This is a genomic window from Labrys okinawensis (assembly GCF_002982075.1).
Taxonomy (GTDB): Bacteria; Pseudomonadota; Alphaproteobacteria; order Rhizobiales; family Labraceae; genus Labrys; species Labrys okinawensis_A.
The window spans coordinates 47,050-59,541 of sequence record NZ_PUEJ01000001.1 but is presented as its reverse complement, the minus strand read 5'-3'; the positions used below and the strand labels follow the sequence as shown (position 1 = coordinate 59,541).

Here is a 12,492-nt window from a genome sequence, read left to right as displayed (position 1 = left end):
TGTTCCCAAAGGCGACGTGCGCATGTCACTCGAGCCTCGGTAGCCAGTAGATGAGCAGATAGATCGGGATCCAGGTCAGCACCACGAAATCCCAGTAGAAGACGTTGTCGCCGACATCGCCGAAGCGCCGGCCGCTGTGGCCATGACGCGTAAACATCAGCACCGTCAGCACGATCGTGTCGCCGACATCGGTGATCAGGTGCGTGGTGTGCAGCCCGAGCAGCACCCACAGCATCGAGCCGTAGGCATTCGTGTCCCAGTAAATGTTCAACGCCGGGAACTCGAACCAGCGCACGACCAGCGGCGCGATGCCCAACAGCGACATGACAACCAGGCCGATCCGCACCGGCACGATCGCGCATTGCTTGGCATGGCCGTTCAGAACGTGGTTCGGAACCATGCTGACAATCAGCAACATTGTTACGATCGTTCCCGGCCAATGATTTGGTGCCGCGGCCCCTAGCGGCCATTCGGGCCATGTCAGCGCCAGATAGAGATAGGTGCCGGCTGCCAGCGCGAAGCCCGTGCCTTCCAGGGCCATGAAGCCGAGCGTGCCCCACCAGGTCGTGCTGCGCGAACCATGCCCAAAGGTCGGAAGGGCGGAGACATCCGAGGCCGGGCGTTGCTTCATTCCTCGTCCTCCGGATTGCCCTTGGGCCAGAACCAGCCGATCAGGGTGACAGCGAGCGGGAGGGCGCCCCAGACGATCGCCCATGGCGTGAAGATCGAATAAAGGAAGGTGCCCCCCACGGCCGCGGCTGCTAGCAGGGGCCAGAGTGACGGCCCTGCCGATTTTTCGCGGATGTCGGGCTGGGCGTCCGCCACCGTCGAAACCAGGAGCTCACGCGCATCGACGCGAAGCCCCGTTGCCACCGGCATCGTCTCGCGTTCGGCCCAGAGCGGCTCGGCATGGGCGACGACGGGAATGCGCTCGAAATTATAGCTCGGGGGTGGCGACGGCGTCGCCCATTCCAGCGTGCCGGCGTCCCAGGGATTGTCGCCGGCCGGCGCGCCCTTCAGCGCTCCATGCACAAGATTGAAGATGAACAGCAGAAAGCTCGAAAAGAAGAGAACGGCCCCGGCGGTGATGAACAGGTTGATATTGCCCCAGCCGAGTTCGGCCGGATAGGTGTAGATCCTTCGCGGCATGCCCCACAAACCAACGATGTGCATGGGGAAGAAGGCAGCGTTGAAACCGATGAAAGCCAGCCAGAAATGCCGCCGCCCCCAGCGCTCGCTCATCATGCGGCCGGTGAACTTGGGGAACCAGAAATAGGCTGCCCCAAGCAGTGGAAAGACCGATCCCCCGATCAGCACGTAGTGAAAATGCGCCACGACGAAATAGGTGTCGTGCACCTGCAGGTCGAGCGGCACCGAGGCGAGCATGACGCCGGTGAGCCCCCCGATGACGAAGATGAAAAAGAAGCCTAAGACGAAAAGCAGGGGCGTTCGGATCATCGGCCTGCCGTCCCAAAGCGTGGCCACCCAGCAAAAGATCTGCAGTCCATTGGGAATCGCGATCAACATGCTCGAGGCGGTGAAGAAGCTTGCCCCCAGCTTCGGCAGCCCCGTCGCGAACATGTGGTGGACCCATAGGCCGAACGACAGGAAACCGACCGCGATCAGCGACAGAACCAGGCCAAGATATCCGAACACCGGTCGCCGTGCGAAGACGGGAATGATCGCCGAAACCATGCCGGTCGCGGGCAGGAAGATGATGTAGACCTCGGGGTGTCCAAAGAACCAGAACAGATGCTGGAACAGGAGGACATCGCCGCCTTCGGCCGGATTGAAGATGTGGGTGCCGACAAGCCGGTCGAGGATCAGGAAAGTCGAGGTGATCATCACCGCCGGCATGGCGAAAACCACGACGAAGGAAGTCACCAGCATGGCCCAGACATAGACCGGGATCTTGTCCAGCGACATGCCGGGCGCGCGCTGCTTGAGCACGGTGACGATGGTCGCGACAGCGACGGCCAACGACGAGACTTCCGTGTAGGTGATCATCTGTGCCCACACGTCGGCGCGCTTGCCTGGCCCGAACTCCGGCCCGGACTGGGGCACATAGGCGAACCATCCGACATCGGGCGCCATCGAGAGAGCAAACGAGACCCAGGCAAAGAGCCCGCCGGAAACATAGACCCAGTAGCCGAACGCGTTCAGGCGGGGAAAGGCGATGTTGCGCGTGCCGACCATCAGCGGCACCAGATAGAGGCCGCTCGCCTGCACGACCGGCACGGCGAACAGGAACATCATGGTGACGCCGTGCATCGTGAACAGCTTGTTGTAGAGATCCGGCCCGATCAGTCCGCGTTGGGGGCCCGAAAGCTGGATGCGCATGACGACGGCGTTGAGCCCGCCCAGGCACAGAAAGACGAATGCGGTGATGAGATAGCGCCGCGCGATGACCTTGTGGTCGACGCTCGCCAGCGCCCCGATGAGACCGGGCGGCGTGCGCCAGGTCCGCGTGAGCCAGCGATGCAGGCTGGCGTCGTCCATCTCGCTATCGCGGAGACGGTCAGGTTTCGGCGCAGCCTCTCTTTCGGAGACCGCCTCGTGCCCGGGCGGCAGGCCGCGCCCGCTTATAAGGCCGGCGCGGCTCATTTCAGGCCCTCCAGATAGGCGACGATCTGATTGAGCTGGTCGCCATCGAGCTCGACCATCGGCATATGGACACCGGGCTTGGCGCCCTGCGGATCGGCTATCCAGGCGGCGAGATTGCCTCGACTCATCGTCAGTGTTCCGGCGGCGAGCGTTTGGCGGCTGGCGATGTGGGTAAGGTCGGGGGCAACCCTTCCCCCTGCGGGCGTGCCGCGTATGGTGTGGCACATCACGCAAGGACGCTTGATAAACAGCTCGGCGCCGGCCTTGGCCTCCTCGCTTGCCGGTGCAGCGGCCGCCTTCAGCTGGTCATTCCACCAGGCATCGAATTTTGTCCGCTGCTCAGCGATAATGAAGGTGCCCATGTTGGCGTGCTGCGCACCACAGAACTCCGCGCATTGGCCGCGATAGACGCCGGGCCTGTCCGCTTTGATATCCAGCACGTTCAAATGGCCGGGGATGAGGTCCAGCTTGCCCGCAAGGCTCGGGACCCAGAAGGAGTGGATCACGTCCGTCGAGGTCAGAAGAAGCCGCACCGGCTCGCCGGCCGGTATGTGAATCTCGTTGGCCGTCGTCAGAATGCGGCTGGGCGTGGCATCCTCATAGCGAACCTCCCACCACCATTGGTGTCCCGTCACCCGGATGGTCAGGGCGGCATCCGAACCGATCGCGGCGAGCGTCCTGTTGGCGAAAAAGCTCAGCACGGTGAGGCCGATCAGGATCATCGCGGTTAGTGCGGTGGCGGCTCCGACCATGCGTAATTTGCGGCGCTCCGCGCCGATATCGAGCGCCAGCGGCTCGGTGCCGCCGCGCTGCCCCATCAGCAGAGGCGCGATGAGGGTGACCATCAACAGCACCCAGACAAGGGTGCAAAGCCCTGTGAAGAACCAGATAAGCCAAGCCAGCTCATCGGCGGCGGGCCCTTTGGGATCGAGCGCCGACTGCCACCCCGCGCATCCTTGCAGACACAACAGGCAGGCGGTGGCGTATGCCGCCGAGGCGAGGCTCCTCACGGCGATTTCCCCAGCGTCGCGGCATCCGGCATACGATTTTCGGCCGGATGCACCATCATGTCGTCATTGCGGGAGGGCGCGGCGGCGGAAGGTGCGTTCCCGCTCAGCGAGCGCACATAGCCGGCAAGCTCCCAGATCTGATCGTCGGGGATTTTGGTGCCGAAGCTCGGCATGCCGTTCGGACGGCCGTCGCGGATCGTGGCATGGATGCTTTCGATCGAGCTGCCATAGATCCATTTTTCGTCCATCAAGGCCGGGCCCATGCCGCCGCCGCCATTGGCATGGCATCCAGAGCAGTTGAACCAGCTGAACAGCCGTTTGCCTTCGCTGAGATGAAAGGCATTGGCCTCGAAGCGTGCCGCCTTGCTGGACCCGGCAGCAGGTGTCTGGCCTCCGGCCTCCAGCGTGGTGACCGGGGCGGGCTGCACGGATCCGAACGGAGGTTGCGGACGCGTCTCGCGCTCTTCGCGCTGGCACGTCGGAAGTGCCAGCGCCGCAGCCAGCAGCAGGGGGCCGGCCGGCCTCATGGCGCTGCGCTCGCGGTGGCAGGCAGCAGCGGCACGCCATATCGCGCCAGGATCCCATCGATCTCAGCCTTGTGCCGGGTGAGGGCTGCATCGATTTCGCTGCGCATCGCATCGTCCTCGCGCCGCACGCCCATGGAAATGTCGTAGGTCATCGGCAGCAGCGGTCCGTCCATGGCAGGCGCGACCGGCGTGATCCGGAGCGGCACCTTCTGCTGTCCGGCGAAATAACCGGCGAGAGGTCCCCAGACCACCGCCAGATCGATGTCCCCGCCGGCCACCGCCTGGACGATGCGGGCCGCGGGGTTGGGCGCGGAATAGTCGCCATAGACCGGGTAGCCGATGAGATGGCCGACGATCCCGCGTCGGCCGAGCGCCTGGACAGGCGGCGAGTTGCTGCCGTCGTCACCGATCAACTGCACGCCGATGCGCATATGGCGCAGGCGCGGATCGTCGAAGGACGTGATGTCCGCATCCTTCGCTCGCGTGACGAAGACATAGGACGATCTGTAGTACGGCGCCGTGGTGCGCAGCATTTCGAGATTGGTCGGGGTGCCGAGCACCAGATCGCAGAGCCCGGCTTTCAGAGTATTGCGAACGAAGCCCCGGCGCTGCGCCCACCATGTGTAGGACAGTTTGGCGCCGAGGTCGGCGGCCACGATCTCGGCGATCCTGTTCTCGAAGCCCTGGCCGGCCGCGTTGGAAAAGGGCATGTTGTTCGGATCGGCGCAGGCTCTGAGATCGCGCGCACCGGCCGCCGCCGCGCCGAGCGCGATTGCAAAAGCCGTGACGGTGGCCTGAAGTCGCCTGTGTGCGCCCGGCCTCCCTGTCGTCTTGCGTGGATCAGCGCAGTCGGAACACATAAAGCGTGCCTCCTGCCGTGGTCGCCGTTTTCAAGTCCTTCATGGCATTGGCGAAACCGAGTGCCGCGGTAGCGTCGCGCGGGTCGAGATCGCCGGAGGCGATCGCACCGGCCCAGCCGCCGACTCCCGACAGAATGGCGACATATTGGTGCCCGTCGGGGCCGCGATAGGTGATGGGCTGGCCGATGATCCCGGAAGACGTCTTGAATTGCCAAAGCAACGCGCCGGTCTTTGCGCTGACGGCCTTGAACCAACCTTCCATGGTTCCGTAAAACACGACATTGCCGGCGGTCACGACCGCGCCGCTCCACACCGGAAAATTCTCCTTGATACTCCAGGCCGGCCTCTCCGCGGCGATGTCCCAGGCCGTGAAGGCGCCGCGATTGCCGCCGGGACCGGGTACCATGCGAACATTCATGCCGACATAGGGCGTGCCGGCGATGTAGTTCACCTCGACGCCTTCTTCATCCATGCATAGATTGTTATGCGGGATGTAGAGCAGGCCGGTCTTCGGAGAAAATGCGGAAGGCTGCCAGTCCTTGAGACCGGAGGCCGTCGGGCAGATATTTCGAACGACTTTGCCGGTACCGGTCTGCTTGTCTGGATTTACGATAAGGCGGCCCGTCTTGAGATCCACACCCCTGCTTGAATTGACAGGTCCGTATGGCGTTGCCGAAAGAACCTCGCCGGTGGTCCGGTCCAATATGTAGATGTAGCCATTGCGCTCCGGCCGGACGAGCACCTTGCGGGGCTTGCCGCGCCAGTTCATGTCGAGCAGGATCTGCTCATTGATGCCGTCATAATCATGGAGGTCGTGCGGGGTCCACTGATAGAACCATTTCGCCGCACCGGTATCGGGATCGCGCGCAAAAATGCCCGCGGTCCACTTGTTGTCGCCGGGGCGCAAATCCGGGTTCCAGGGACCAGGATTGCCGGTGCCGTGAAAGATCAGATCGAGGTCGGGATCGTAGGAGATCCATCCCCACATGTTGCCGCCGCCGATTTTCCAGGCGTCGGGCGGCCATGTGGTCACGCCGAGGTCCTTGCCCTTGTCCCCATCGTAGTATGGCTTGAAATCGGACCCGATCAGCACGTCCTCGTCAGGCCCGGTCGCGAACGCCGTCCAGATCAAGTGCCCGTCGCCGGCGTCGAGCGCTTTGACCCAGCCGCGTACGCCCATCTCACCGCCGGAATTGCCGACCAGAACCTTGCCCTTCACCACCAGCGGCGCCATGGTGATGGTCTCGCCGATGTTGATATTGCCGAGATGAGCGTTCCAGATCGGCTTGCCGGTGTTCGCATCGAGCGCGATGGTGTGGCCATCGAGCGTGTTGAAGAAGAGGCGGCCGTCGGAAAAGGCCGCGCCGCGATTGACCACGTCGCAGCAAGCAACTCCCTGGGCCGCGAGGTCGGGCGTGGGCTCGTATTTCCATTTCATCGGTGCGCCCGGCTTGGCGAGATCCAGCGCGTAGACGAAATTGGGGAACGGCGTCACGATATACATGGTGCTGCCCACCACGAGCGGCGCAGCTTCCTGGCCTTTGTTCACACCGGTCGAGAAGGTGAAGGCCACCTCCAGATTCTTGACGTTGTCCTCGTTGATTTCCGCGAGTTCGCTATAGCGGGTCGAAGCGTAGTTCTTGGCCGGCATCGTCCATTGCCCGTCTTCGGGCGGCGCGGCGGCTGTGGGCGGCGAAATCGCCGGCCCCGGAAGCGTTTCCGAGGCGACGGCCGGCAATGGGACGCCGAGCAGAAGCAAAGCCGTGACGACAAGCGGGAGAACATAAGCCTGGCTCGACGCCGGGCAGCCGGTTCGTGCCGGGGCATCATATGGTGCTCTGAATCGCACGACTGGCGTCATTTCAAAGTCAGCCTCCGGCGCCGGCCGCATCCTGCGGCGGCGCGACGACAGCCGGGACCGGGAGGTCCAGAGCTGATGACGAAACTCGCGACGATGCATGGCGTTGAAGCATCATTGTTCGATGGCAGCATGACCGTTCGATGCCGGACGGTGCACGGGTCATCGTCACCATCAGGCAAGCTGATCGCTCTGCTGAGCCCACCGAACGGACAAGCCGCTGCTTTGTTCCTGCTGCGCGGCTTTCCTTCGCAGGGACGACCTGTAACAGCCTTGTCCCCGCCGGCAGACGGCTGGGATCGGCAGCTGCGAAAATGTCGCCCCTCCTGGAAGGAACGATTGTGGTGGCGCCGTGTTCGACACCTCATGGAGCAGCTTCGATCCGATTTCGCCGTCATGGGGCAGCCAGGCTATTGGCTGGCGCTGGGACTTTTGTCGGTTCCATACGGATTGGGAGTGTGGTTCCTGCTGGAAACCTGCCACTGCCTATAGGTTGACGCGAATGCCCTCAGCATCGCCCAAAAAAGATGCGTGAGCCGGAATGCGGCCTGGCCCGGGCGATGAAGGCCATGGTCGCTTCAGCGGCCATCTGCGCGTAGTCCGCGAAGAGCCCCCCTAAGCCGCCGGCTCCCAAATCACGCCGTTACACACGATTGTGGAACGGCGATGGAACGGACGCTCCCCACTCTTGTTGGGAACGCTGCAATCGAAGGCCTCCGGGATGCGCAGCGCACAACAACCACTATCGGCGTCTGGCTGGCCCCTCCGGGGAGCCGCGCTCGGGTTTTGCGCCTTGTGCCTGCCATCCTGTTCCGGGGTCCTAAATCCGCTAGGTCCTGTCGGGGCGGGCGATGCCGAGATACTCGTCGACGCAACCGTGGTCATGCTGGTCATCGTAATTCCGACGATCATCTTGGCTTTCTGGATGGCGTGGCGTTATCGCGCCTCCAACAAGGCCGCTGAATATCTGCCCTACTGGTCCTATTCCGGCAGGATCGAAGCGGTCGTCTGGTCGATTCCGATTCTGACGATCATGTTCATCGGCGGGCTGATCTGGATCGGTTCCCACAAGCTCGATCCGTTTGCACCTCTGTCCTCCAGGGAACCGACCCTCGAGGTGCAGGTCGTCTCGCTCGACTGGAAATGGCTGTTCATCTATCCCCAATACGGCGTTGCTTCCGTCAATGAACTGGTCGTTCCCGTCGGCACGCCCGTTCGTTTCTCCATCACTTCGGCGAGCGTCTTCAATACTTTCTTTATCCCGCGCCTGGGCTCGATGATCTACGCGATGCCCGGCATGGTCTCTCGGCTGCATCTTCAGGCGGACAGTCCTACCCAGATCTGGGGGACCTCAGCGCAATTTTCGGGCGACGGCTTTTCCGACATGCAGTTTCAGGTCAGGAGCGTTCCCGGCGTCGAGTTCGGGCATTGGGTGGACAACATCGTCACCGCAGCCCCGGTCCTGGATAAAAACGTCTACGCCGGACTCCTGCGCCAGAGCCAGCGTGTTCCGCCGACGTCCTACCGGCTCACCGATCCCGGCCTCTTTGACGCCGTGGCCACACAGGCGCTTCCGCCCGGACCGGGACCGATGCCCGGCAATTCCCCGCATGCCGGGCGCGAGCTTTCAGCAGGCGGAAAGGATTGAGCATGTTCGGAAAGCTGGACCTGACGGCGATCCCCTTGTCCCAACCCATTCCCCTGGTCACATCGGGCGTGGTGATCCTGCTTGGGTTCGGCGTGCTGGCATTGGTCATCATCAAGGGCTGGTGGCCCTACCTTTGGCGCGAGTGGATCACCAGCGTGGACCACAAACGAATCGGCATCATGTACTGCCTTCTCGGTGTCTTGATGCTCATCCGAGGCTTTGCCGATGCAATCATGATGCGCACGCAACAAGCCGTCGCCATCAATGCCGAAGGCTATCTCCCGCCTGAGCACTACAACCAGATCTTTACGGCCCATGGCACGATCATGATCCTGTTCGGGGCCATGCCTCTAGTGCTCGGCTTCATGAACTTTCTCGTGCCGCTCCAGCTCGGCGTGCGCGATGTCGCCTTTCCAACCTTCAATTCGGTGGGGTTCTGGCTGACCGCGAGCGGCGCCCTGCTCGTCAACCTGTCCCTCTTCATCGGGGAGTTCGCCCGCACCGGCTGGCTGCCCTACCCGCCGCTGAGCGAGGCCACCTACAGCCCCGGCGTCGGCGTCGACTATTATTTGTGGGCCGTCCAGATCTCGGGAATAGGAACGCTGATCACCGGGATCAACATCGTCACCACCGTGCTGAAGATGCGGTGCCACGGCATGAGCTATCTTCGCATGCCGGTGTTCTGCTGGACCGCATTGGCCTCGTGCCTTTTGATCGTGGCAGCATTTCCGATCCTGACCGCTACGCTCGCGATGCTGACCTTGGACCGATATGCCGGCTGGCATTACTTCACGAACACAGCAGGCGGCAATCCGATGATGTTCGTGAACCTCATCTGGGCGTGGGGACATCCGGAAGTCTACATCCTCGTCCTGCCGGCCTTCGGCATTTTTTCGGAGATCTTCTCGACCTTCTCCGGCAAGCCGCTTTTCGGCTACCGCTCGATGGTGGCCGCCACCTTGTTCATCTGCGTCATTTCCATGCTGGTCTGGCTGCACCATTTCTTCACCATGGGAGCCGGCGCAGCGGTCAACACCTTCTTCGGCATCTCCTCGAGCATCATCGCGGTGGGCACCGGCGTGAAGATCTACAATTGGATCTTCACCATGTATGGGGGCCGTGTCCGGTTCGAGGTGCCCATGCTGTGGTCAATGGGGTTCGTCTTCACCTTCGTGATCGGCGGATTGACGGGCGTGTTGCTTGCAATCCCGCCGGCGGACTTCCTGACGCACAATTCCATGTTCCTGGTGGCGCATTTTCATAATGTGATCATCGGTGGAGTGGTGTTTGGCATCTTTGCAGGCATCGAGTTCTGGTTTCCGAAAGCCTTCGGCTTTCGTCTGCACGCGGGCTGGGGCAAGGCAGCCTTCTGGTTCGCGTTCATCGGTTTCTGGGTAACCTTCACGCCCCTCTACGTGCTGGGATTGGAGGGAATGACGCGGCGCCTGCAGCACATCAATTTCCCGGAATGGAGTCCCTGGCTTTCCTTGTCCGTGGTGGGCATCGGCATACTTGTCCTGGGCGCGATCTCGCAGGTTGTGCAGCTGGTGGTCAGTATCCGCCAGCGCGACCGTCTGCGCGACGTGACGGGCGACCCGTGGGACGGCCGTTCGTTGGAATGGGCGACGCCGTCACCGCCGCCTTTCTTCAACTTCGCCGTCACGCCGAATGTCGAGGGCGAGGAAGCCTATTGGGGCATCAAGCTGCGCGCGGTGGAGTCCCAGCAACTATCCCCCGAACCGGAATACCGACCGATCGAAATGCCGCTGAACAGCCCCGTCGGGGTTTACACGGCGTTTTTTGCCTCCGTCTTCGGCTTTGCAATGATCTGGTATATTTGGTGGCTGGCGATCGCGGCCCTGGCTGCGGCTTTCGCGGGTTTCGTGGTCTTCGCCTGGCGTGACGTAAACGAGTTCGAGGTGCCCAGCGACGTGGTCGCGCGTGTGGATCGTGCCCGACGGGCGGCGCGTGAAGCCCTCCTCGAACGGCTCGCCCGCCAGGAGCCGGCGTCATGACCAATGCCGGGCTGCCAGCCAGCGTCGAAGCTCTTCGGCGTGTTCGCGAAGATCCCCATCGACTTGGCCATCGCAGCCACGGCGGCGACGCGCCCGCCGCGGGCACCGGTCATGGCACGACCGGGCCCGCCCAAAAGCGAATCCTCGTCGGCTATGGCTTCTGGATCTATCTTCTCAGCGATATCGTGATTTTCTCCTGCTTTTTCGCTGCCTTTGCGGTGCAACGGGAGGCGAGCGCCGGCGGTCCCACCATCGCGCAGATCGTCGACGTGCGGCGGGTCGGCTTCGAAACGGCGGCGCTCCTGCTCTCCAGCTATACCTGCATGCTGTCGTTCGCCGCCACCAATGCCAGGAGCATCCTGTGGACTCAGGTCTTTCTGGCCCTCACCGGATTTCTGGGATTGCTGTTCGTTCTGCTGGAATTGCATGAATTCGTCGAACTCGCCGCCCAAGGCATCACGCCCCAGCGCAGCGGAATGCTAACCTCTTTCTTCGGCCTGGTAGGCCTGCACGGCTTGCATGTGACCGCCGGCGGACTTTGGCTCGCCACCATGATGGCTCAGATCCAGATCAAGGGATTTCGTCCGGAGATCATTCACCGGCTGATCTGCTTCAATCTCTTCTGGCACGCCCTGGACATCGTCTGGATCGGCATTTTCACGATCGTCTATCTCATGGGAGTTGGCGCATGAGCAGATCTGAATCGGACATGCATCGTCACCCCGGCGCAGCGACCGACCTGGCAGACCACGCTCCCGGCGATGAACCTCGGGAGGACAGCGGACATTGGGTGCGCAATGCCAATCTGGGTCTGGGATTGTCGATCCTGCTGACCGCCGCGGCCTTTCTTCTGGCCGGACGGCCCATCATCTACGCACCGGCCATACCAGCAGCGCTCCTTGTACTCGCCATCGCTCAGATGGGTGTCCATCTGGTCTTCTTCCTCCATATTACGACCGGGCCGGACAACACCAACAATGTATTGGCGCTCGCCTTTGGTGTCCTGGTGGTCTTCCTGATCGTCCTCGGTTCGATATGGATCATGGGCCACCTGGCGCTCAACATGATGCCTATGGAGCGAATGGAGCAGATGCAGCATTAACTGACGAAGCCGAAGACAGTCCGGGAAAAACATGCGGCCACACATTCGCGGCTTCCCCGGCCACAGTCATACCTGATCGTTGCATCATTCCGGCGGAAATCCGTTTCCGGCCGCCCCCGCCAGTGCAAGGAAGGAAAGGAGACCGACATGCCCGCCAAGCCAACCATCGCGCGTATCTGGCGCGGTCGCACGCGAAGGGAGATCGCCGATGTTTACGAGCCTTACTTGCGTGCCGAAGGCATTCCGCTGCTTGAGAAGACCGCACTCGGGGTGCAGTTATTCCGGGAGGATGGAGAGACGGAGACTTGGTTCACCACCATATCCTACTGGGCCAGCATGGACGCCATGACCGCTTTCACAAAAGGGGGGCCGACGAAGGTCCACCATCTGGAGCGCGATGCCGAATTCCTGATCGAGCTGCCCGAGCGGATCGAGATCCACCGCATCCTCGTCGACAGGCAGGGCCTGCGCTGAAGGCCCGAAACGATCGCAGCGGCCGGCACCGCACCGTTCAGGTGATGACGTTCCGGCGACGGGCCGTTTCCCTGACAATGACCGAACGCCTCTAACTCATTCCGGACGGGTGATCTTGTGTCACTCGAAAGGCTCCTGCTCCAGGACCGGAATGAAGATCTCGTCCCGCTCGGTGACCGCCCAGATGATCTGGATGAACGGCATCCAGTAGCGCTTGGTACGGATGCTGCGGCGGGTGGTCAAGGGCACGTCCGGGACGGCGACAATCATCGTTCGGCCGCCCTGGCCGAACAAAGGCTTGATCTCATTGTCGATCTGCCAACGGGTATGCCGTCCGAAGGTGATGGCCAAACAGGATCCCTTGAATCCAATCATAATCTGATTGCCGGCGCGG

General features: G+C 62.4%; 13 protein-coding genes. 6 read left to right on the top strand and 7 right to left on the bottom strand.

Translation table 11 applies throughout. The features are described from left to right. Window positions 1-25 precede the first annotated feature (25 nt). From C5L14_RS00250 to C5L14_RS00225, 6 genes are read right to left on the bottom strand one after another with little or no spacing between them, the layout of a single operon-like run. Window positions 26-631 carry a cytochrome c oxidase subunit 3 gene (locus tag C5L14_RS00250; RefSeq protein WP_105860032.1) on the bottom strand — a complete coding sequence of 202 codons (606 nt, stop codon included), beginning with the start codon at window positions 629-631 and terminating at the stop codon, window positions 26-28. Continuing rightward, on the bottom strand, window positions 628-2,604 hold the full coding sequence (ctaD, locus tag C5L14_RS00245) for a cytochrome c oxidase subunit I (protein WP_105860031.1): 1,977 nt from the start codon (window positions 2,602-2,604) through the stop codon (window positions 628-630). The genes C5L14_RS00250 and ctaD overlap by 4 nt, the downstream gene beginning before the upstream one ends. Next, on the bottom strand, window positions 2,601-3,614 hold the full coding sequence (coxB, locus tag C5L14_RS00240; protein ID WP_105860030.1) for a cytochrome c oxidase subunit II: 1,014 nt from the start codon (window positions 3,612-3,614) through the stop codon (window positions 2,601-2,603). The genes ctaD and coxB overlap by 4 nt, the downstream gene beginning before the upstream one ends. Continuing rightward, window positions 3,611-4,141, bottom strand: coding sequence for a c-type cytochrome (locus tag C5L14_RS00235; protein WP_105860029.1), 531 nt, complete (start codon window positions 4,139-4,141; stop codon window positions 3,611-3,613). Before C5L14_RS00235 ends, coxB begins: the two co-directional genes overlap by 4 nt. Continuing rightward, window positions 4,138-5,001: a substrate-binding domain-containing protein gene (locus C5L14_RS00230; protein WP_105860028.1), complete on the bottom strand. Its 864-nt coding sequence runs from the start codon at window positions 4,999-5,001 to the stop codon at window positions 4,138-4,140. Before C5L14_RS00230 ends, C5L14_RS00235 begins: the two co-directional genes overlap by 4 nt. Then, entirely contained in the window at window positions 4,982-6,739 is a 1,758-nt protein-coding gene (locus C5L14_RS00225; protein WP_428832587.1) for a methanol/ethanol family PQQ-dependent dehydrogenase, read from the bottom strand. Before C5L14_RS00225 ends, C5L14_RS00230 begins: the two co-directional genes overlap by 20 nt. 198 nt (window positions 6,740-6,937) lie before the next feature. Between C5L14_RS00225 and C5L14_RS29855 the strand changes: the two genes are divergently transcribed. The 6 genes from C5L14_RS29855 to C5L14_RS00200 all read left to right on the top strand — a co-directional run bounded on the left by C5L14_RS29855 (window position 6,938) and on the right by C5L14_RS00200 (window position 12,098). After that, window positions 6,938-7,351 (top strand): hypothetical protein, encoded by a 414-nt coding sequence (locus C5L14_RS29855; protein WP_146126794.1) that lies wholly within the window; start codon window positions 6,938-6,940, stop codon window positions 7,349-7,351. A gap of 229 nt (window positions 7,352-7,580) precedes the next feature. Next, the gene (gene cyoA / locus C5L14_RS00220; protein ID WP_105860026.1) at window positions 7,581-8,507 is read left to right on the top strand and encodes a ubiquinol oxidase subunit II; all 927 of its coding nucleotides are present in this window, start codon (window positions 7,581-7,583) and stop codon (window positions 8,505-8,507) included. Between the two features lie 2 nt (window positions 8,508-8,509). Beyond that, window positions 8,510-10,522: a cbb3-type cytochrome c oxidase subunit I gene (locus C5L14_RS00215; protein ID WP_105860025.1), complete on the top strand. Its 2,013-nt coding sequence runs from the start codon at window positions 8,510-8,512 to the stop codon at window positions 10,520-10,522. Then, the gene (locus C5L14_RS00210; protein WP_105860024.1) at window positions 10,519-11,214 is read left to right on the top strand and encodes a cytochrome c oxidase subunit 3; all 696 of its coding nucleotides are present in this window, start codon (window positions 10,519-10,521) and stop codon (window positions 11,212-11,214) included. Before C5L14_RS00215 ends, C5L14_RS00210 begins: the two co-directional genes overlap by 4 nt. After that, the gene (cyoD, locus tag C5L14_RS00205; RefSeq protein ID WP_245443136.1) at window positions 11,211-11,624 is read left to right on the top strand and encodes a cytochrome o ubiquinol oxidase subunit IV; all 414 of its coding nucleotides are present in this window, start codon (window positions 11,211-11,213) and stop codon (window positions 11,622-11,624) included. Before C5L14_RS00210 ends, cyoD begins: the two co-directional genes overlap by 4 nt. 147 nt (window positions 11,625-11,771) lie before the next feature. After that, window positions 11,772-12,098 (top strand): hypothetical protein, encoded by a 327-nt coding sequence (locus C5L14_RS00200; RefSeq protein ID WP_105860022.1) that lies wholly within the window; start codon window positions 11,772-11,774, stop codon window positions 12,096-12,098. Between the two features lie 120 nt (window positions 12,099-12,218). Here C5L14_RS00200 and C5L14_RS00195 read toward each other — a convergent pair whose 3' ends face one another. Continuing rightward, complete coding sequence (locus tag C5L14_RS00195) at window positions 12,219-12,449, bottom strand: hypothetical protein (protein WP_146126793.1); 231 nt, start codon at window positions 12,447-12,449, stop codon at window positions 12,219-12,221. Between the last annotated feature and the right edge of the window lie 43 nt (window positions 12,450-12,492).

Bases quoted from the DNA above. Each gene is read 5' to 3' on its own strand.
- C5L14_RS00250 (WP_105860032.1), bottom strand. From the start codon at position 631: ATGAAGCAACGCCCGGCCTCGGATGTCTCCGCCCTTCCGACCTTTGGG.
- ctaD (WP_105860031.1), bottom strand. From the start codon at position 2,604: ATGAGCCGCGCCGGCCTTATAAGCGGGCGCGGCCTGCCGCCCGGGCAC.
- C5L14_RS00235 (WP_105860029.1), bottom strand. From the start codon at position 4,141: ATGAGGCCGGCCGGCCCCCTGCTGCTGGCTGCGGCGCTGGCACTTCCG.
- C5L14_RS00230 (WP_105860028.1), bottom strand. From the start codon at position 5,001: ATGTGTTCCGACTGCGCTGATCCACGCAAGACGACAGGGAGGCCGGGC.
- C5L14_RS29855 (WP_146126794.1), top strand. From the start codon at position 6,938: ATGACGAAACTCGCGACGATGCATGGCGTTGAAGCATCATTGTTCGAT.
- cyoA (WP_105860026.1), top strand. From the start codon at position 7,581: ATGCGCAGCGCACAACAACCACTATCGGCGTCTGGCTGGCCCCTCCGG.
- C5L14_RS00215 (WP_105860025.1), top strand. From the start codon at position 8,510: ATGTTCGGAAAGCTGGACCTGACGGCGATCCCCTTGTCCCAACCCATT.
- C5L14_RS00210 (WP_105860024.1), top strand. From the start codon at position 10,519: ATGACCAATGCCGGGCTGCCAGCCAGCGTCGAAGCTCTTCGGCGTGTT.
- cyoD (WP_245443136.1), top strand. From the start codon at position 11,211: ATGAGCAGATCTGAATCGGACATGCATCGTCACCCCGGCGCAGCGACC.
- C5L14_RS00200 (WP_105860022.1), top strand. From the start codon at position 11,772: ATGCCCGCCAAGCCAACCATCGCGCGTATCTGGCGCGGTCGCACGCGA.